Origin of the sequence: Amycolatopsis umgeniensis (assembly GCF_014205155.1) — a bacterium.
Lineage (GTDB): Bacteria > Actinomycetota > Actinomycetes > Mycobacteriales > Pseudonocardiaceae > Amycolatopsis > Amycolatopsis umgeniensis.
On the sequence record NZ_JACHMX010000001.1, the window covers coordinates 8,584,745 to 8,602,589 of the forward strand.

20 protein-coding genes are annotated in these 17,845 nt (G+C 69.6%); 11 read left to right on the forward strand and 9 right to left on the reverse strand.

Annotated features, from left to right (window positions below; all coding sequences use genetic code 11):
- Positions 1-8 precede the first annotated feature (8 nt).
- The 4 genes from HDA45_RS39110 (at position 9) to HDA45_RS39125 (ending at position 2,737) form a co-directional block, all read left to right on the forward strand.
- Positions 9-488, forward strand: coding sequence for an Lrp/AsnC family transcriptional regulator (locus tag HDA45_RS39110; RefSeq protein ID WP_184904122.1), 480 nt, complete (start codon positions 9-11; stop codon positions 486-488).
- Between the two features lie 219 nt (positions 489-707).
- Positions 708-1,625: a lysyl endopeptidase gene (locus tag HDA45_RS39115; RefSeq protein WP_184904124.1), complete on the forward strand. Its 918-nt coding sequence runs from the start codon at positions 708-710 to the stop codon at positions 1,623-1,625.
- 118 nt (positions 1,626-1,743) lie between these two features.
- Positions 1,744-2,166, forward strand: a complete 423-nt coding sequence (locus HDA45_RS39120; protein WP_184904126.1) for a hypothetical protein — start codon at positions 1,744-1,746, stop codon at positions 2,164-2,166.
- 109 nt (positions 2,167-2,275) lie between these two features.
- On the forward strand, positions 2,276-2,737 hold the full coding sequence (locus HDA45_RS39125; RefSeq protein WP_184904128.1) for a hypothetical protein: 462 nt from the start codon (positions 2,276-2,278) through the stop codon (positions 2,735-2,737).
- Here the strand turns inward: HDA45_RS39125 and HDA45_RS39130 are convergent.
- Entirely contained in the window at positions 2,694-3,869 is a 1,176-nt protein-coding gene (locus tag HDA45_RS39130; protein WP_184904130.1) for an ROK family transcriptional regulator, read from the reverse strand. The genes HDA45_RS39125 and HDA45_RS39130 overlap by 44 nt on opposite strands.
- Before the next feature lie 93 nt (positions 3,870-3,962).
- On the opposite strand from HDA45_RS39130, the gene xylA reads away from it, so the two are divergent.
- Positions 3,963-5,132: a xylose isomerase gene (xylA, locus tag HDA45_RS39135; RefSeq protein WP_184904132.1), complete on the forward strand. Its 1,170-nt coding sequence runs from the start codon at positions 3,963-3,965 to the stop codon at positions 5,130-5,132.
- Here xylA and HDA45_RS39140 read toward each other — a convergent pair.
- Both HDA45_RS39140 and HDA45_RS39145 read right to left on the reverse strand, forming a co-directional pair.
- On the reverse strand, positions 5,129-6,145 hold the full coding sequence (locus tag HDA45_RS39140; RefSeq protein ID WP_184904134.1) for an alpha/beta fold hydrolase: 1,017 nt from the start codon (positions 6,143-6,145) through the stop codon (positions 5,129-5,131). The genes xylA and HDA45_RS39140 overlap by 4 nt on opposite strands.
- Before the next feature lie 100 nt (positions 6,146-6,245).
- Positions 6,246-7,001, reverse strand: a complete 756-nt coding sequence (locus tag HDA45_RS39145; protein ID WP_184904136.1) for a thioesterase II family protein — start codon at positions 6,999-7,001, stop codon at positions 6,246-6,248.
- A gap of 163 nt (positions 7,002-7,164) precedes the next feature.
- Between HDA45_RS39145 and HDA45_RS39150 the strand changes: the two genes are divergently transcribed.
- Positions 7,165-7,542, forward strand: a complete 378-nt coding sequence (locus HDA45_RS39150) for a hypothetical protein (RefSeq protein ID WP_184904138.1) — start codon at positions 7,165-7,167, stop codon at positions 7,540-7,542.
- Here the strand turns inward: HDA45_RS39150 and HDA45_RS39155 are convergent.
- Positions 7,539-8,402 carry an alpha/beta fold hydrolase gene (locus tag HDA45_RS39155; protein WP_184904140.1) on the reverse strand — a complete coding sequence of 288 codons (864 nt, stop codon included), beginning with the start codon at positions 8,400-8,402 and terminating at the stop codon, positions 7,539-7,541. The two genes, HDA45_RS39150 and HDA45_RS39155, sit on opposite strands and share 4 nt — an antisense overlap.
- A gap of 57 nt (positions 8,403-8,459) precedes the next feature.
- Here HDA45_RS39155 and HDA45_RS39160 point away from each other — a divergent pair, with 57 nt between their 5' ends.
- Positions 8,460-9,281, forward strand: a complete 822-nt coding sequence (locus HDA45_RS39160) for a helix-turn-helix domain-containing protein (RefSeq protein ID WP_184904142.1) — start codon at positions 8,460-8,462, stop codon at positions 9,279-9,281.
- On the opposite strand, the gene HDA45_RS39165 is transcribed toward HDA45_RS39160, so the two are convergent.
- Positions 9,252-9,941 (reverse strand): hypothetical protein, encoded by a 690-nt coding sequence (locus HDA45_RS39165; protein WP_184904144.1) that lies wholly within the window; start codon positions 9,939-9,941, stop codon positions 9,252-9,254. The two genes, HDA45_RS39160 and HDA45_RS39165, sit on opposite strands and share 30 nt — an antisense overlap.
- A 98-nt stretch (positions 9,942-10,039) precedes the next feature.
- Between HDA45_RS39165 and HDA45_RS39170 the strand changes: the two genes are divergently transcribed.
- Positions 10,040-10,897, forward strand: a complete 858-nt coding sequence (locus HDA45_RS39170; RefSeq protein WP_184904146.1) for a fructosamine kinase family protein — start codon at positions 10,040-10,042, stop codon at positions 10,895-10,897.
- Between the two features lies 1 nt (position 10,898).
- Here the strand turns inward: HDA45_RS39170 and HDA45_RS39175 are convergent, their stop codons facing one another.
- On the reverse strand, positions 10,899-11,573 hold the full coding sequence (locus tag HDA45_RS39175) for a TetR/AcrR family transcriptional regulator (protein WP_184904148.1): 675 nt from the start codon (positions 11,571-11,573) through the stop codon (positions 10,899-10,901).
- A 92-nt stretch (positions 11,574-11,665) separates the two neighbouring features.
- Here HDA45_RS39175 and HDA45_RS39180 point away from each other — a divergent pair, with 92 nt between their 5' ends.
- Positions 11,666-12,391, forward strand: coding sequence for an SDR family oxidoreductase (locus HDA45_RS39180; protein ID WP_184904150.1), 726 nt, complete (start codon positions 11,666-11,668; stop codon positions 12,389-12,391).
- 31 nt (positions 12,392-12,422) lie between these two features.
- Positions 12,423-13,319: an SDR family NAD(P)-dependent oxidoreductase gene (locus tag HDA45_RS39185; RefSeq protein ID WP_184904152.1), complete on the forward strand. Its 897-nt coding sequence runs from the start codon at positions 12,423-12,425 to the stop codon at positions 13,317-13,319.
- A gap of 9 nt (positions 13,320-13,328) precedes the next feature.
- On the opposite strand, the gene HDA45_RS39190 is transcribed toward HDA45_RS39185, so the two are convergent.
- Entirely contained in the window at positions 13,329-14,714 is a 1,386-nt protein-coding gene (locus tag HDA45_RS39190; protein WP_184904154.1) for an alpha/beta fold hydrolase, read from the reverse strand.
- Between the two features lie 132 nt (positions 14,715-14,846).
- Between HDA45_RS39190 and HDA45_RS39195 the strand changes: the two genes are divergently transcribed.
- Positions 14,847-15,746, forward strand: a complete 900-nt coding sequence (locus tag HDA45_RS39195) for a helix-turn-helix domain-containing protein (protein ID WP_184904156.1) — start codon at positions 14,847-14,849, stop codon at positions 15,744-15,746.
- Here the strand turns inward: HDA45_RS39195 and HDA45_RS39200 are convergent.
- Both HDA45_RS39200 and HDA45_RS39205 read right to left on the reverse strand, forming a co-directional pair.
- The gene (locus tag HDA45_RS39200; RefSeq protein WP_184904158.1) at positions 15,743-16,414 is read right to left on the reverse strand and encodes an FCD domain-containing protein; all 672 of its coding nucleotides are present in this window, start codon (positions 16,412-16,414) and stop codon (positions 15,743-15,745) included. The two genes, HDA45_RS39195 and HDA45_RS39200, sit on opposite strands and share 4 nt — an antisense overlap.
- Entirely contained in the window at positions 16,411-17,844 is a 1,434-nt protein-coding gene (locus HDA45_RS39205) for an aldehyde dehydrogenase family protein (protein WP_184904160.1), read from the reverse strand. The genes HDA45_RS39200 and HDA45_RS39205 overlap by 4 nt, the downstream gene beginning before the upstream one ends.
- Position 17,845: the final 1 nt, after the last annotated feature.

The following is a 17,845-nucleotide window of genomic DNA, read 5'->3' on the forward strand; positions in this document are numbered from 1 at the left end:
CGAGTGGCATGGCTCACGGACCGGATCCGGGACGAACGGTCCTTGCCCTCGACGACATCGACCGCGCGATCGTCGGCGAACTGTCCTCGGACGGCAGGCTCGCCGTCCGCGCGCTGGCGGAACGACTGCACATCTCGCGCACCAACGCCTACGCTCGCCTCGATCGCTTGATATCCGAAGGCGTCATCACCGGTTTCGGCGCCCGGATCGACCCGCGGCGAGCCGGACTCGGGACGAGCGCGTACATCCTGATCACCGTCGAGCAGACGTCGTGGCGCACGATGTCGGCCGAGCTGCGGGAGATCCCGTACGTCGAGCACGTGTCCCTGGTCGGCGGCGACTTCGACATCCTGCTGCTGGTGCGGACGCCGGACAACGCGTCGCTGCGGGATGTCGTCCTGGAACGCCTCCAGGCACTGGACGGAGTGCGGTCTACGCGGACCTGGCTGATCTTCGAGGAGCAGCGGGGTGCCGCTCCTCGCGTTTAGTCCTCTGGATGCGGGCCCTGGCGGTCGCCGAGGTGCGACTTGGGGTGTCGCGAAAGCCACTTTCGGGACATCAGATGTCCCGAAAGTGGCTTTCGCGACACCGCGGCGCCGGCTCGGTGAGCTGAATGGTCTATTCCACCGGACAGATCTCTGAACAAATCTGGTCGTCCCGTTGGAAAATCTCATACCCTCCGGAGCAGGCCGAAGGGAGCTGACCTGATGAGGTGGACCTGGGTGCGTGCGATGGTGGCCTTCGTGGCCGCCGCGGCGATCGTCCCGGCGAGTCAACCGGCCGCCGCCGAAGCCCGGACGGCGCCCGCCGCGGCCGGCCGGTCCGCGATCTACGGCGGGGGACCGTTCTATCAGGACGGACAGGGCGTCATGGACACCCTTCGCTCCTCAGGGTTCACCACGGTCATCCTGTGGAGCATCCATGTCCACGACAACGGAGATCTGTACTACAACGACCATCTCGTGGTCTCGGGCGGCAAGTACGTCGGCGACGCCGGATGGCCCGCGCGGCTGCGGACGCTGAAGCAGGCACCGACGTCGGTCAACCGCATCGAGGTCTCGGTCGGCGCCTGGGGTACGCCGGATTGGGAAGCCATCGACAAGCTGATCACGCGCGACGGCACCGGCAGCGGGACCATGCTGTACCGCAACTTCCTGGCGCTGAAGAACGCCACCGGCGCCGACGCGATCAACAACGACGACGAAGCGCACTACGACGTCGACTCCACCGTCACCTTCGCCCGCATGGCGAACGCGATGGGCTATCGGAACTTCACTCTCGCGCCGTACACCGCTGTCTCGTACTGGCAGGGCGTGAAGAACGGACTCGGCGGCTTGGTCGATCGCGTCTATCTCCAGGCGTACGCGGGCGGCAGCGGCAACAACCCGGCGACGTGGTCGCAGTCGCTCGGCATGCCGGTGGATCCGGGGCTGTGGAGCAAGAACGGTTCCGGCTGCACCGCGGGGAACTCGCCCGCGCAGGTGGAGAGCCGGATGAGGTCGTGGAAGTCGTCCGCGGGCATCCCCGGAGGCTTCATGTGGCTGTACGACGACATCAAGAAGTGTTCGGCGCAAGGCACGGCCGCCGCCTACGCGAGGGCGATCAACACCGCCACCACGAGCTGACCCTTGCCGCGCCAGTGAGTCCCGGGGCGACGTCTCCTGCGCGTCGCCCCGGGACTCTGTAACGCTCTTCGTCTTCCCGCCGAATACAGGCGGGTTCAATGGCGGAGGCGGAGGAATCGTGGCGCGTGTCCTGCTCCTGGTATCGGCAGGCGTGCTCTTCCTCGGGACAGTGGCCTGTGCGACGCCGGATTCGCCCGCGCGCCCGGTCGTCACGGTCACGACGAGCGCGGCGCCTGCCACGACCGACCCGCCGAGCACGAAAGTGACCACGACGATCGTCGCCACCTCGACCACCGCCGCGCCGACCACCAAAGCGCCCACCAAGACGAAGGCCGGCCAACGCGGAACGGCCTGCCGCAAGGACGCGAGCCAGTGCTACGAGCCGGGGACGAGCACCAAATGCCAGACCGGTGGCTGCGTCGACGCCGCGCGCGGGATGACTCAGCGCGACATCGAGAAGGCTCGCGACCAGTGGCTGCGTCGGCATCCGGGGTGGTGCGCCGCGGGCGAGACGGGAGCCGTGGCACCCTGTTCGCCGTGAGCCACCGCCGTGCACCCCATTCGGGTGATAACGGTTCGGCATTCGATGTATCTGATGTGCTCCCCATTGACACCTTTCTACGATCTCGGCGACTGGGTGGAGGACTGCTGTGACGGTGGAGAGCGCGGGTCAGGACTACCTGACGCGGCAGATCGGGGCGCTGCTCGAAGCGATTCGCGAGGAGGGGCCGGTCGGCGAGGGCAGACGCAGCTTCCGGCTCGCCGGACATCTCGCCGCGGAGGGCGGGTTCCACCTCGGCGACATCCTCGCCGCGACGGCGCAGTTGCTCGCCGCCCACGCTTGGAACAACGGCTACCTCGGCGCGGCGGAGCTGCTGACGCGCCGCATGCGGGACTTCGGCGCCGAGTCCGCGGAGCTGGTCCAGCACCTCGTGCGGTTGGAGACCGGAAGCGAGCAGGGCTGGCTTCTGCAGGGGGACCGTGAAGCCCTGATCGCCTACGCGCGGCGGGCCCAGCGTCCCGACATCGAGCAGCGGGCGCAGGCGATCGAGCCGTTGCTGCCCGGGGTCACCGGCCCCGAGCGTCCTGATCGGATGGCCAGTGAGTCGTGAGATGGTGCTCGGGATCCGCGAGGATGCCGCGGATCACCGAGCCGGCCGCGCCGCGGACGGCGGCTCCCGTGCCGAGCGCCGAGCGGATGACGCGCACCGGCGACCACGCCGTGCTGGGTACGCGGCGTTCCAGCTCGGCGAGGAGTGGCTCACGAAGCCAAGGCTCCAGTCGCGCGTAGATTCCGCCTAGTACCACGGCGGGGACGTCCATCAGGTTGACCACAGTGGACAGTCCGACGCCGAGATGGCCCGCGGCGGCGGTGACAGCGCCGATCGCCGCGTCGTCCTGCGATTCCAGTGCGGAGATCAAGTCGTCCACCGTGCCGGCGCCCGCCTGCCGGAGGATCTCCTCCTGTCCGGCCATCCGTTCCAGGCAGCCGTTCGCGCCGCAGGAACAAGGCGGGCCGTCGGGCGCCACGGGCAGGTGGCCGATCTCGCCGCCCGCGCCGCGGACACCCTCGAACAGGGCGCGGTCCAGCACGATCCCCGCGCCGATCCCGATCTCGCCGGACACGTGGACGAAATCGGGCAACGCCGAGCCGTGCCAGAGTTCGGCGAGCGCGGCGAAGTTGGCTTCGTTGGCGACGGTGAAGGTCTCGCCGAGCCGGTCCGCGAGGTCGACATCGCGCCAGCCGAGGTTGGGGGCGAGCCGCACGAGACCGGATTCGACCAGGCCCGGCACCGCGATGCCCACACCGCCGACGGGGACCCCCAGCGAGTCCGCCCGCTTCCGCGCCTTGTGCAGGAACGCCGACACGCGCTGGAACACGCGCGGGGTCCGGTTGTCCGCGTATCGGACTTCCTCGGCCCGGACGGTGCCGGTCAGATCGACGAGGCAGTACGCGAGGTAGTCGACGCCGATCTCGATGCCGAGGCCGTGCGGGCCGGTGGGGGACAGGGAGACGACGGTGCCGCGCCGTCCGGGGCCGACGCGGCGCTCGGGCTCGCCTTCGGCCACGAGATCCGCCGCGATCAGGCGGTCGACCACGCTCGACACGGTGGCCTTCGTGAGCCCGGTGGCGGCGGCGAGGCCCGCCCGTGAGGTGCCGGGGCCGTCCGCGATGGCACCGAGGACGAGGGCGGCGTTGTGCTGCCGCACGGTGTGCTGTCCAGCCGGACGCGTGCCGATCATCGCGCGAGTGTATTCGTTCGATGCCTGAACGAAAGCCTTGACCCGCCGCGGTCGGCGTCGATAAGTTCAGGCATCAAACTAATGGGAGGCGTGATGGCTCAGGCACCGACGCGTGCGGACAAGTTCAGCTTCGGGCTCTGGACCGTGGGCTGGCAGGCGAACGACATGTTCGGCCCGGCGAGCCGGGGACCGCTCGACCCGGTCGAGGCCGTGCACCGGCTCTCGGACCTCGGCGCCTGGGGTGTCACCTTCCACGACGACGACCTCGTCCCGTTCGGCTCGGACGACGCCGAGCGGGCGCGGCACCTGAAGCGGTTCCAGGGCACGCTCGCCGAAACCGGCCTCGTCGTCCCGATGGTGACCACGAACCTGTTCAGCCACCCCGTCTTCAAGGACGGCGGCCTGACGAGCAACGACCGCGACGTCCGCCGCTACGCGCTGCGGAAGGTGCTGCGGAATCTCGACCTCGCCGCCGAACTGGGCGCGTCGACCTTCGTGCTCTGGGGCGGCCGCGAAGGCAGCGAGACCGATGCCGCGAAGGACGTCCGCGCGGCGCTGGACCGCTACCGCGAGGGCATCGACTTCCTCGCCCAGTACGTCATTGACCAGGGCTACGGCCTCCGGCTCGCGCTCGAACCGAAGCCGAACGAACCGCGCGGCGACATCCTGCTGCCGACCGTCGGGCACGCGCTCGCGTTCATCTCCACACTGGAAAACCACGAGATCGTCGGCGTGAACCCGGAGGTCGGGCACGAGCAGATGGCCGGGCTCAACATCGTCCACGGCATCGGGCAGGCCCTGTGGCAGGGCAAGCTGTTCCACATCGACCTCAACGGCCAGCGCGGCCCGCGGTTCGACCAGGACCTCGTGTTCGGCCACGGCGACGTCCTGTCGTCGTTCTTCCTCGTCGACCTGCTGGAACACGGCGGCTACGACGGGCCGCGCCACTTCGACTACAAGCCGCTGCGCACGGAGAACATGGACGGCGTCTGGGCCAGCGCCGAGGCCAACATGGCCAGCTACCTGCTGTTCGCGGAACGCGCCCGCGCCTTCCGTGCCGATCCCGAGGTACGGGCCGCGCTGGACGCCGCCCTCGTCCCGGAGCTGGCGACACCGACGCTCAACGAGGGTGAGACCGCCGCGGATCTGCTGGCGGATCGATCGGCTTTCGAGGACTTCGACCCGGACAAGGCGGCGGAACGTGGCTACGGCTTCATCCGCCTGTCCCAGCTGGCACTCGAACACCTCACCGGAGCGCGCTAGAACCGGTCGACGTCGATGACAGCCTTGGCGAACTCTTCCGGCGCCTCTTGCGGGACGTTGTGGCCGATCCCGTTCAGGACGCGGTGCTCGTACTTGCCGGAGAACTTCGACCGGTAGGCCTTGCCGTCGGTGTTCGGGCCGTCGAAGTCGCTGCCGATCGTGATCGTCGGGACCGAGACCGTCGGGCCCTGCGCGAGTTTCTGTTCGAGGGCCTCGAGTTTCGGGTCGCCGTCGGCGAGGCTGAGCCGCCAGCGGTAGTTGTGGATCACGATGGCCACGTGGTCCGGATTGTCGAAACAGGCCGCCGACCGGTCGTAGGTCGCGTCGTCGAAGGTCCACTTCGGCGACGCGATCTTCCAGATCAGCTTGTTGAAGTCGTGACGGTTGTCCGTGTAGCCGAGGATGCCGCGCTCGGTGGCGAAGTAGTACTGGTACCACCAGCCGAGTTCGGCGGCGGGGGCGAGCGGCTGCTTGTTCGTCTCCCGGTTGGTGACCAGGTAGCCGCTCACCGAGACGAGCGCCTTGCAGCGCTCGGGCCACAGCGCGGCGATGATCACGGCCGTGCGGGCGCCCCAATCGAAGCCGCCGAAGACGGCCTTCTGGATCTCGAGGGCGTCCAGCAGCGCGATGATGTCGGCGGCGATCGCGGACTGCTGGCCGTTGCGGAAGGTGTCCTTCGAGAGGAACCGCGTCGGTCCGTAGCCCCGGAGGAACGGCACGATCACCCGGTATCCGGCCGCGACCAGGCGCGGGGTGACGTCGACGTAGCTGTGGATGTCGTAGGGCCAGCCGTGCAGGAGGACCACCACCGGGCCGTCGGCGGGGCCGGCTTCGGCGTACCCGATGCTCAGCTCCCCGGCGTCGACCTGCTTGAGCGGGCCGAACGAGGTGTTCCCGCCGGTCGTCGCGGACGCGGCCACCGGTGCCGCCGCGGGCTGGGCCGAACAACTCGCCACGGTGGCTCCCGCCGTCGCGGCGATGACGGCCTGCGCGAACCTTCTCCTGCTGAGCATCCTGATCCCTCCCGCGAAACGCCTGGTACGGGATCGAAACTAAGGACGCGGTGCGGGGCGCGGCGACCGTCGGACGACGTCACCGGTGTAAGTCACCCCTCTAAGCGACTTCCGGCTGGACGTCGAGGAAGGCCATCTCCAGGCGGTGGATCCGGGCCCAGAACTCGGCCTCCCTGCCGGATTCGAGCACGCCGAGATGGCCGCCGGGGACGACACGGCCCACGAACGGACCGGAGGTCCACACCCGCCAGCCGCCCGTGGCGTCGTCGCCGGAGGCGAACGCGGGATCGTCGGTGCCGCGCATCGCCGCGATCGGGCACGAGAGTCGCGTCCTGGCGGGCCCACGGTAGGCGTTCAGCAGCTGGAGGTCGCCGAGCAGGAGGTCCAGGGCGTACTCCCAGCTCTCGGGCGAGTCGCGATAGCCCGCGACCGGGGTGAGCCCGGTGCGGCCGAACACCCGCCCCATGGCCGACGCGCCCGCCTTGGCGTTCTTCTCCGGGGAGCGCCGTTGCGGGGCGCACGCGTCCACGACGATCAACGCGCCAGGGGCGACGCCGAGTCGTTGGGCCGTTTCCAGCGCGACGAAGGCGCCCATTCCGAAACCGATTGTCACGGTGCGGGAAAACCAGTCCCTCGGCGTCGCGTCGGCCAAGAGCGAGGCGATTTCTTCGACGGAGGACGCGGGTGCCTCCGCGAGCCGTTCCCCGTGTCCGGGATATTCGACGCCCCAGACCTCCGCGGCGGCCGCGCCGGCGAGCGGGCCGAACGCTTGGAGCGTGCCGCCCGCGGGCGGAAGCAGCAGGTAGCCGGGGCCGCGACTGTCTGATGTGGACAGTGGAATGAGCGGGACCGTCATGATCCGAAAGATACGCGCGGTTAACCCGAATGGGGTAACGGTTTGGGCTCGACCAAGATCAATTCACCCGCCAGGGGGAGAGCTTTCCGAGAAGGGCCCCTGACCGTGTCGTATCTGACGCTCCCCGTTCGACGTCCTGATAAAGAGCCGGAAGGAGAAAGCGATGACCACCACGACACTGGCCTCGACCACGCGGCTGAACCCGGTGCGCCGCACCCTGCCGGTTCTGCTGGCGCTGGAGGACGAAGCGGAAGACCTCGGCCGCTTGTCCCCGGACGACCGCCTGACCTGCCACGTGCACGGCCGCTGGATCCACCAGTGCGTCGCCTCACCGGTTCACGTCAACCCGATCACCCGTCACCGCTGGTGCCGCTCGTGCGCGACCGCGCTGACCGTCTCCGTCGACGAGCTGTCCGGTGCCGTCACGATGTCCTGCCCGCGGTGCGGCCACGGCGAAAGCGCCGCCTCGGCCCGGCTGATCACAGCGTGCCGGGCCAGCCTGGCGGCGGCGCGAGGCGGCACCGCGGCGCGGGCGGCCTAGACGACCCACTTGAGGACACGGTCGATGATCAGCTCGCGATCCTCCGGCCGGAGATAGAGGAAATGCCCGGCGTCGGGCAGGATTTCGACGTCGGCCTGGGGAAGCAGGTTCTCGAGCCGTGCGGCGGCAGCGGCGGAATCGTGCACGGTGCTTCGCCCGCCGAACAGGGCGAGTGCGGGCACTCGGATGGATCGCAGTGCCTCCTCGCTCGGGCAGACCTGGAACGGCACCCGCGCGCGGTAAGACCGGATACCGGCGAGCACCAGCCGGGCGGCGGGCTGGTCGAGCACGTCTTCCCCGGCGGACCAGGTCAAGAACCGCCGCCACAGGCGTTCGCTGTCGAGCACGCCCGCGAGCGCGCCGTACCACAACACCTTCCGGGAGAACGGCGCCGAGACGGTGGTCGCGTCCAGCAGCCCGATGGAGGCGAGCCTGCCGGGCGCGTGGATCGCCTGGTTGACCGCGTGCCAGCCACCGGTCGAACCGCCGATGAGGTGCACCGCGGTCAATCCCAGGCTCTCGAAGACGTCGTCGAGCGCACTCGTGCGGTCGCGGATGTCCTTGAACGGCGCCGTTTGCACGCTTCGGCCCGCCTCGCCGAGGGTGTCGATCGCATAGACGGCGTGCCGCTCGGCCAGGGCGGGGATCAAGGTCGCGTAGCAGGCGGACGTCGCCAAGAGCCCGGGCAGCAGCGCGATCGGCGGATCGTCGCCGCCGTAGCGGTAGACCCGTGTGGTGCCGTGGCGCGTCTCGACGTGGAACAGGGCGCTTGGCTCCGGGCACTCGGCCATGGCGCGGTCATAGGCGGCGAAATAGCGCCGTTCGGCCGCCGGATCTCTGAATCCCCCGATTTTGGTCATGACGAGAACGCTAGGCAGCGTCCCGTTTCCGGTCTTGAACGAAAGTAAGATGGCGGCATGGGTGGGTGGAGTCTCGTGGTGCCACGGCGGGACATCGGCCGCGCGCCCGGCGAGCGGGTGCTGCGCCTCCCGGATCCTCGCCTCGCCGCCCACGTCTCGAGTTACGTCGCGCACGACCTCCCCGACGCCGGGCCGAACTCCTGGCGGGTCACCCCGCTCTCCGCGCTCATCTGGGTGATCGACCTCGAAGCGCCGAAACGCGCGCTGCCGGAATCACCCGTGCTCGGGCTGCGAGACCGGCCGCTGCTCGCGGAACAAGCCGGCGTTTCGCGAGGTATCGCCGTCGCCCTGACCCCGCTCGGCGCCTACGGATTGTTCGGGATCCCGTTGCGCGAGCTGACGAACGCGGTGATCGCGGCTTCCGATCTGACGGCGGCCGGACCGTTGACGGAACGCCTCGCGGAAGCGGCGGACTGGCCGGAGAGGTTCCGGTTGCTGGACGAGTACCTGGTGGCGAGGCTCGCTCGTGGCCCGGAACTCTCCGCGCCCGTCCGGTACGCCTGGGACCGTCTCGCGGCTGGCCCTGTCCGCGTCGACGCACTCGCGGAGGAGGTCGGCTGGAGCCGTCAGCACCTCAACGCCCGGTTCCGCGAACAGATCGGGCTGAACCCCAGCACGGTCGGGCGGATCACCCGGCTCAACCGCGTGATGGCGCTGGTGAACCGGGTGTCGTCCCTCGCGTGGGCGGAGGTCGCGCACCTGGGCGGCTACAGCGACCAGGCACATCTCGTACGCGAGTTCAGGGCGTTGACCGGGTGCAGCCCGACCGAGGTCGGGAAACCGGCCGGGTTATTTGTTCCGCCAGGTCACGGCGCGTGAATCGGCGCTTTCGTAAGGCTGCGACGTGTACGCGAGCGAGGCGATCGGGTCCGACGCGCTCCCGAAGTGCAGACGGCAGGCCTCGAAGACCGCTCCCTTGACCGAGAAGTCCTGCGGTGCGATGTTCCCGCCCTCGCATCCGGTGACGTCCGTGTTCCCCATTCCCAGCAGGGAGCCCGGCCAGCCGCCGCTCTTGGTCCTCGCGCTCAGGACGGGCGTGGTCACCTTGGCGAGATTCGTGCCGTCGACGTTCGTCAGCTTCTCGCGGACGAAGAAGAAGTTCTTGCCGCGCAGTTTGGCCTTGTCCTCGTCTTTGAGCGGCAGGCCGTCGATGTCGGCGTCGGCCGCCTTGACCGATTCGACGGTGACCGTCAGCCCGACGAAGCCCTTCGCGTAGTCACTGTAGAACGGGATGATCGCCTGCTCGCCGAACTTCAGTTTCGTACCCGGTTTGACCGCGTCGCCGGTGACCTCCAGCGTGGGCGTGGTGGTCAGGTACGGCCTCTCGGTCGTCGTCGGCTCGCTGGCGGACGTCTCCCCGGACGTCGTGGCGGCGGCGCTCCTGGCCTGGCCGGTGTTGGCAGGCGGTGTGCAGCCGATCAGCGTCGCGCCGAGCATCGCGGCGACGACGGCATGACGAACTCTCGGACGTTTGGGCACGACCGATCTCCCCTCGAACAGTGAAAGCGCGTGGATTTCCCCCGCTGAGCACTCTAGACAACGAGCGTTCACCCGATCGGCGGAGGTAGGTTGCGGGCATGACCCAGGTTTCGACGCCTGCCGAGGCGGCCACGAGGATCACTGGACGAGGCGTCGCCGAGCAGAGGGGTCTCTCGGGCGCGGTGACCGAAGTGGTGCTGGACAGCGGCGACACCGTGGTCGTCAAACGGGGCCACGCCCGGAACGCGACACCCGCGGAGGCGGCGGGTCTGCGGTGGCTGGGCGAGGCCGACGCCGTACGGGTACCCGAGATCCGCGGGCACGACGACGAATGGCTGGTGACCGAACTGGTCGGCGGCGGGCGCCCGACGCATCACGCGGCGGAGCGGCTGGGACGGGGGCTGGCGGCGTTGCACGCGGCCGGCGCGCCCGCTTTCGGCGCGGCTCCGCCGGACGGGCCTGCCGACGCGTGGATCGGTCTCGCCCCGATGGAGAACGCGCCGGGCGAGGACTGGCCGGAGTGGTACGCCGAGTACCGGGTCCTGCCGTATGTGCGCCGTGCGATCGACGAAGGCACCTTGGACGCTGCCGAAGCCGCCGTCATCGAGCAGGCCTGCGCGCGGCTTCCCGAGCTGACCGGACCGGCGGAACCTCCCGCCCGCCTGCACGGTGATCTGTGGAACGGCAACGTGTTGTGGGGAGCCGTCGAGGCCGCGCTCATCGACCCCGCCGCGCACGGTGGTCACCGCGAGACCGATCTGGCCATGTTGCAGTTGTTCGGCTGCCCGCTGCTCGATCGCGTGCTCGCCGCCTATCAGGAGGTCGCCCCGCTCGCCGACGGCTGGACCGACCGGATCGGGGCGCACCAACTGTTCCCGCTGCTCGTGCACACTGTCCTCTTCGGACGGTCCTATGCCGGGCAGGCGGTCGCGGCCGCGAGGGCGGTGGGCCGGTAGTTCACCGCGCGATGCGGTCGAGCCATTCGGCGAGCATCGCGTGCTCGGCCGGGGTGAGCGCGTCCCCGGGTTCCTTCTCCAGCGCGGCTTTGAGTGCGATCGCTCGGCTCGGGATGTCCGAAGCACTCTCGGCCGTGTCGGTGGTGACGGCCGCGATGACGTGTTCGCGCGCGGCGATGATCAGGTCCGGATTCGGCAGGCCCGGCGGGCTCGCGATGAGCGAGAGGATCACGCCCATCCCTGTCGCGTGCACCAGTTGCGCGGCCAGTTCGACGGGGACGCGCAGCCTGCCCGCCTCGGCGATGCGTTCGATGATCCGGCGGAGCATCGCGTCCGCCTCCTGGCGCGCTTCGCGGACGCGGGGCTCGCCGTACATGAGCATGTAGAAGGCGGGCTGGGAAAGGCCGAACTCGACGTGCAGATTCCAGCCGTGCCGGAGGTCGCGCACCGGGTCGTCGGTCTCGCCGAGGGCGCGCTTCCCCGACAGATAGCTCTTGAAGCCGTAGCTGGCGACAGCGTCAAGAAGGCCCTCCTTGTCCCCGAAGGTCCGGTAGAGCGTCGGTGCCTGCACTCCGGCGGCCGCGCTGACCGCACGCGTCGACAACGCCTCGCGCCCGCCGTCCAGCAGGAGCTCCGCCGCCGCGCGGACCAGGCGTTCTTTCGTCGTCACCGTCATGTATCGACGATAACACATTCTTGGTAGCGCCGGTTCGATATCGGTGATACGGTGATCTCGTTATCGACGGAAACACCTGATGGGAGCACATCATGACACGCGTAGCGATCGTCACCGGCGGGTCGCGGGGCATCGGCAGGGAGACCGCCGAGCGGCTGGCCTCCGACGGATTCGCGGTCGTCGTCGTATACGGCGGCAACAAGGACGAGGCCCAGGCCGCCGTCGACGTGATCAGGGCCAAGGGCGGCCAGGCGATCGCGGCTCAGGCCGACGTCGCCGACGAGCACGCCGTCGCGGCCGTGTTCGACACCGCGGAGAAGATGTTCGGCGGGGTCGACGTCGTGGTCCACGCGGCCGGGACCATGTATCTGGCGCCGGTGGCCGAACTGGATCTCGACAGGCTGGACCGGCTGCACCGCACCAACATCCGCGGCACCTTCGTGGTCGACCAGCAGGCCGCCCGCCGCGTCCGCGACGGCGGCGCGATCGTCAACTTCTCCACGTCGGTGCTCGGCCTCGCCCTTCCCGGCTATGCCGCCTACGCCGCTACCAAGGGCGCGGTCGAGGCGATCACCCTGGTACTGGCCCGGGAACTGCGCGGTCGCGACATCACCGTGAACGCGGTCGCCCCCGGCCCGACGGCCACGGCGCTGTTCCTCGACGGCAAGGACGAGGAGACCATCGCGCGGATGGCCGGGCAGCCGCCGCTGGAACGCCTCGGCACCCCGTCCGATATCGCCGAGGTCGTCTCCTTCCTCGCCGGCCCCGCCCGCTGGGTCAACGGACAGGTCCTCCGCGCCAACGGCGGCATCGTCTGAGTTTTCGCCACCAGGAAGGGAAGTTCGTGTCATGAGCGACAAGGTCATCGTCATCACCGGTGCCTCCAGCGGCTTCGGCGCCCTCACCGCGCGGGCGCTGGCGCGCGCCGGGCACACCGTCTACGCGGGCATGCGGCAGACCACCGGCCGCAACGCCCCAGCCGTCGCGGCGGCCCACGACCACGCGAAGGAACACGACGTCGACCTCCGCGCGATCGAACTGGACGTCGCGTGCCAGCGCTCCGCGGACGCGGCGATCGCCGGGATCCTGGACAAGCAGGGCAGGCTGGACGTCGTCGTGCACAACGCCGGACACATGGTCACCGGCCCGGCCGAGGCGTTCACCCCGGACGAGCTCGCCCAGGTCTACGACACGAACGTCCTCGGCGCGCAGCGGGTCAACCGGGCGGCCCTGCCCGGGCTGCGGGCACGAGGACGGGGACTGGTGGTGTGGGTCGGCAGTTCGAGCACGCGCGGCGGCACCCCGCCGTATCTGGCGCCGTACTTCGCCGCGAAGGCCGCCATGGACGCGCTCGCCGTCAGCTACGCGGCGGAACTGGCCCGATTCGGCATCGGCACCACGATCGTCGTCCCCGGCGCGTTCACCTCCGGGACCAACCACTTCGCCAACGGTGGCCGCCCGGCCGACTCGGCCACCGTCGCCGCTTACGAAGAGCGGTACGCGGGCCTGATGGACCAGGTCGGTGCTCGGCTCGCCGCCCTCGCGCCACCCGATGCCGATGTCGCCGCCGTCGCGGACGCGATAGTCGACGTAGTCCAGGCACCGGCCGGTGAGCGTCCGTTCCGGGTGCACATCGATCCGTCGGACGACGGTTCCGAAGAGGTCTCCGCCGTCGCGGACAGGATTCGAGAGCGGTTCCTGAAGCGGATCGGGCTCGAGGACCTGCTCCGTCCAACGGTCTCGTGAGGCGCCCGCTCAACCGGCGAGGAACTCCGCCACAGCCTTCCGTCCGGCGTCGCCCTGCTCCCGGTTCTGGATCGAATGCGCCGCTCCCTCCACGATCACGACCTTCCCACGTGGGGCCACCTTCGCCTCCGCGTACGCCCACTCCATCGGCGTGGAGAGGTCGTGGTCACCGTTGAGCAGCAGCACCGGGACGTCCGGCAGCTTCCCGCCCGGGTTCGAGTTCGGCGGCTCGGCAGGCCACGGCAGGCAGGTCCGGATGAATCCCAGCCCGGTCGCGACGGCCGGACTGAACGGCCACGTGTCCCGGGTGCCCAGGCGCTTCTCGGCCAGTTTCAGCAACGGCTCGCGGACGAAGCCCGGCGTTCCGGCGTCGCCCCAAGGAAAACGCATGTCCGCGCACAGTGTCGCGGCGTGCAGGCCCGCGCTGAACGAGGCGAGCGGATCCCCGCCGGAAGCGAGATTCCGCAGCAGCGAATCGAGTTTCGCGGTGTCACCGGCTCGGGCGGTGTGCAGCGCGGTGATCAGATCGGTGCCCATCGCCGACGGGTCCCGATAGCTCGGGTCGACGAATTCGTAGGTGACGATCATGTCGAACAGCGCGACACCGGCCGCGGTGTCGCGGTTCCGGACCAGCCACGCGAGGTCTTCGGCCGGGTCGAATCCGCACGCTGGTGGTTTGGCGCAGGCACTGCGCAGCACCCGCGCGGTCGCCGTCAGCCCTTGGAGGTACAGCGACTGCTCGACGGTCGCATGATGGGGGAGCACCGAATCGAGGATCACCTTCGAGACGTTGCCCGGATGCGCGATGGCGTACCGCGCGGCGGTGAACGAACCGTAGGAAACCCCGTCCACCACCATTTTCCGCGCACCCAGGGCCCGGCGGAGCAGATCGAGGTCGGCGATCGTCGAGTCGCTGCCGTAGAACCGCGCCTTGTCGCCGAGTGCGGCGGTACAGCCGTCGACAGCCCCTCGGGTCGGCGGTTCGATGTCGGAACTGCCGACCTGTGCCTGCAATTCCGGGCAGTCGAGGGCGTTCGCGCCGGTGCCGCGCTGATCGATCATCACCAGCCGGTGGTTCTCGAACACCTCCGGCATCCGGTCGAACAGTTTGGTGCTGAACGGGACCCCGGGCTGGCCCGGGCCACCGGTGAGGAACAGCAGCACTCCCTTGGGGGCCGTCACGTTGTTCGCGGTGGCCACCTGGAGTTTCACCGTGCCGGGGGTGCGCCCGCGATGGTCGAGCGGCACGGTCAGCGTCGAGCACGTGAAGCGCGCGTCGTGCGCGCAGGTCCGCGAACCCTCCAGCCGCGGCCCGGTGGCCGAGGCGGTGGCCGGGCCGGCGAGACCGGCCGAAAGCGCGACGATCGCGGCGAGGACGAGCGTTTTCGATCGCATGGACCGATTCTGACCAGGCCGGCACGAAGAAAACCGGCGTTTCCGCCAAGTTGGTCCGGTCGGGCGACCCTGAACCGGGACCAGGGAAAAGCCCGGATGCCGGCCGGGGCGCCCGCCTCTACCGTCGTGATCATGATCCGACGGATGCTGCTGGCTCTCCTCGCCGGCACGGCGGTCTGCCTCGTGCCCTGGACCGTCTACCTCGCCCACACGCTGCCCGACCGGTACGACACCGGACAGTGGCGTGCGGCCTGGGTCGGATTCGACATCGCGCTCCTGCTCTGCTTCGCGGCGGGAGCGTGGCTCGGGCTGCGCCGCCGACGGGCGGCCGTGCCGTTGCTGTCGGCCACGGCCGCGATGTTGTGCTGTGACGCGTGGTTCGACGTCATGCTCGGCTGGACGTCGGCCGAGCGATGGACCAGTGTCGCCCTCGCCCTCGCCGTCTTCGTCGAGATCCCGGTCGCCGTGGTGCTGGCCCTCGCCGCACGACGGCTGCTGAGCAAGACGATGCCGCGGCGCTCGGTGACGTTGAACGACATCGCGATGCGTGAAGACCCGCGGTACCAGCGCGTGATGGGCGAGCTTCCCGCCGGGGCCGAAGACGTGGCACGCGGAACGGGGCTCGGGCGAGCGGAAGTCGCCGCTTGCCTGAAAACCTTGCAGGACAATGGTTTCGTCCGCCGTGACCGGAAAGGGAACTGGATCTCGATCCCGCAGGACCTGCGCGAGCCGAAGCCGGACGACTACGAGGGCGCGGACCGGGAGCGGGTCACCGCGTTCCTCGACGCGAAGTACGCGAACGAGGTCGCACTGCTGTCCTGGGCCGCCGAACACCGCGACGAATTCGGCCCGTGGTCCACGGCTCAGCGGACCTCGACGCGGCTGACCGAAGAGGAATTCCGTGAACTCGACGCGGAGTACCGCGAGCTGATCACGCGGTACTGCCAGCGTCGGCGGCGTCCGGCGGCGGGCGAGAAGGAGCTTTCCGTGCGCTTCTACGCGTTCCCGCCGCCGGAGGCCGTGCCTTCCTAAGGATGCCGCCAGGCCAGGAACGTCTCCAACGTGGTCAACCGGTGCTCGCGCACGGCCAGTTCGATCTCCCCGGCAGGCGCGCTCCTGTCGAACAGGTCGAGGATCTTCTGGTGCTCCTGCACGGATTCGTGCGCGCGGCCGGGGACGAAGCTGAACGTCGACGTACGCAGCCCGGCCAGCCGGTTCCAGCCGCGGTTGACCAGATCGAGCACCTGAGGATTGGGGCAGGTGCCGAACAGGACACGGTGGAAGTCGCGGTTCAGCGCGGTGAACCGCGACGGCTCGAAGTTGTCCAGGCAGGCCGTCAGCTGCGCGTTGAGCCCTTTGGCCTCGTCGAGCACCTCGCCGGGCAAGGACGGCGCCGCCAGTGCGGCGGCGTAGCCCTCGACCAGCGCGAGCGTCTGCATTGTGTGCTGGTAGTCGCTCTCGTCGACCATCGCGACCTGCGCGCCGATGTTGTGCTCGTAGGTCACCAGCCCTTCGGCCTCCAGGCGCCGGACAGCCTCGCGGACAGGCACGGTGCTGACCCCGAGTTCCTGCGCGATCTGCCCGAACACCAGCCGGTAGCCGGGGGAGAAGGTGCCGTCGTCGATCCGCGCCTTGATCCAGTGGTAGGCGATCTGCGACTTGCTCTTCGGGGTCGAGTTCACCGCGTCGCCAGTGGTCACGAGTAGTGCAGCCAGACTGATTTGATCTCGGTGTACGCGTCGATGGCCCACGGTCCCATCTCACGGCCCCAGCCCGACGCCTTGTACCCGCCCCACGGCGCGGCCATGTCGGGGATCGGCGGCATGTTGACGAAGACGGCGCCCGCCCGGATGCCGTTGGCGAACCGCTGCGCGACGCCGAGATCGCGGGTCCACACGGTGGCCGCGAGCCCGTACTCGGTGTCGTTCGCCCGCGCCAGCAGTTCGTCCTGATCGTCGTAGGCGGTGACGGCGAGGACAGGCCCGAAGATCTCTTCGCGCATGATCGTCATGTCGTCGGCGACGCCGGCGAACAGCGTCGGCGAGTAGAAGTAGCCCTCGCGGTCGACGGCCTGGCCGCCGGTGACCAGTTCCGCGCCCTGCTCGCGGCCGGTCGAGACGAGGAAGTCCACGTGTTCGCGGTGCTTCGCCGACACGAGGGGACCGAGCTGGCTGGACTCGTCCAGACCCGGGCCGACCTTGAGGCCCTCCAGCCCGGCGGCCAGTTTCGCGACGAACTCCTGCTCCCGTTTGCGGTCCACGAAGAAACGCGTGTACGCGGCGCAGACCTGCCCGCTGTTCAGCGTCGCGCCGGCGAGGTTGCCCGCGACGGCGGCGTCGATGTCGGCGTCCCCGGCGATGATGCTGGGCGCCTTGCCGCCGAGCTCCAGGGTGAGCCGCTTGAGGTTCGACTCCGCGCTGGCGGCCGTGATCAGCTTCCCGACCGCTGTCGACCCGGTGTAGGACAGGTGGTCGACATCGCCGTGTCCGCTCAGGAGAGCGCCGACCGCGCCGTCGCCGGTGACCAGGTTGACCACGCCCGGCGGGAACCCGGCCTCTTCCACCAGCTCGACCAGCCGGATGCTGGTCAGCGGGGTGACCTCGCTCGGCTTGATCACCACGGTGTTGCCGGTGGCCAACGCGGGCGCGAGCTTCCACACCAGGATCATCAGCGGGAAGTTCCACGGCGTGATCAGCGCGTTCACGCCGACCGGCTCGCGGCGGGTGTAGTGCAGCGTGTCCGGGAAGGACACCGGGTTGGTGGTGCCCTGGATCTTGGTCACCCAGCCCGCGAAGTACCGCAGGTGTTCGGCCGCGCCGGTGACGCTGACCTGGCGGGAGATCCCGATCGGCTGTCCCTGGTCGCGCGTCTCGAGCGCGGCCAGCTCCTCGTGGTGCTTGTCGACCAGCGCCGCGAGCTCGAACAGCAGCGCGGCCCGCTGGACCGGCAGCAGTCCCGCCCAAGCGGGGTCGTCCAGTGCCTTGCGGGCGGCACCGACGGCGGCGTCGACGTCGGCGGGCGACGCGGTGCCGACGTCCTCGATCACCTGGCCGGTGGCCGGATCGTACGTCGGCAGGGATCCGCCTCCGGCGGCGGTCCACTGTCCGTCGATGAACAGGCGTGTGGCCATG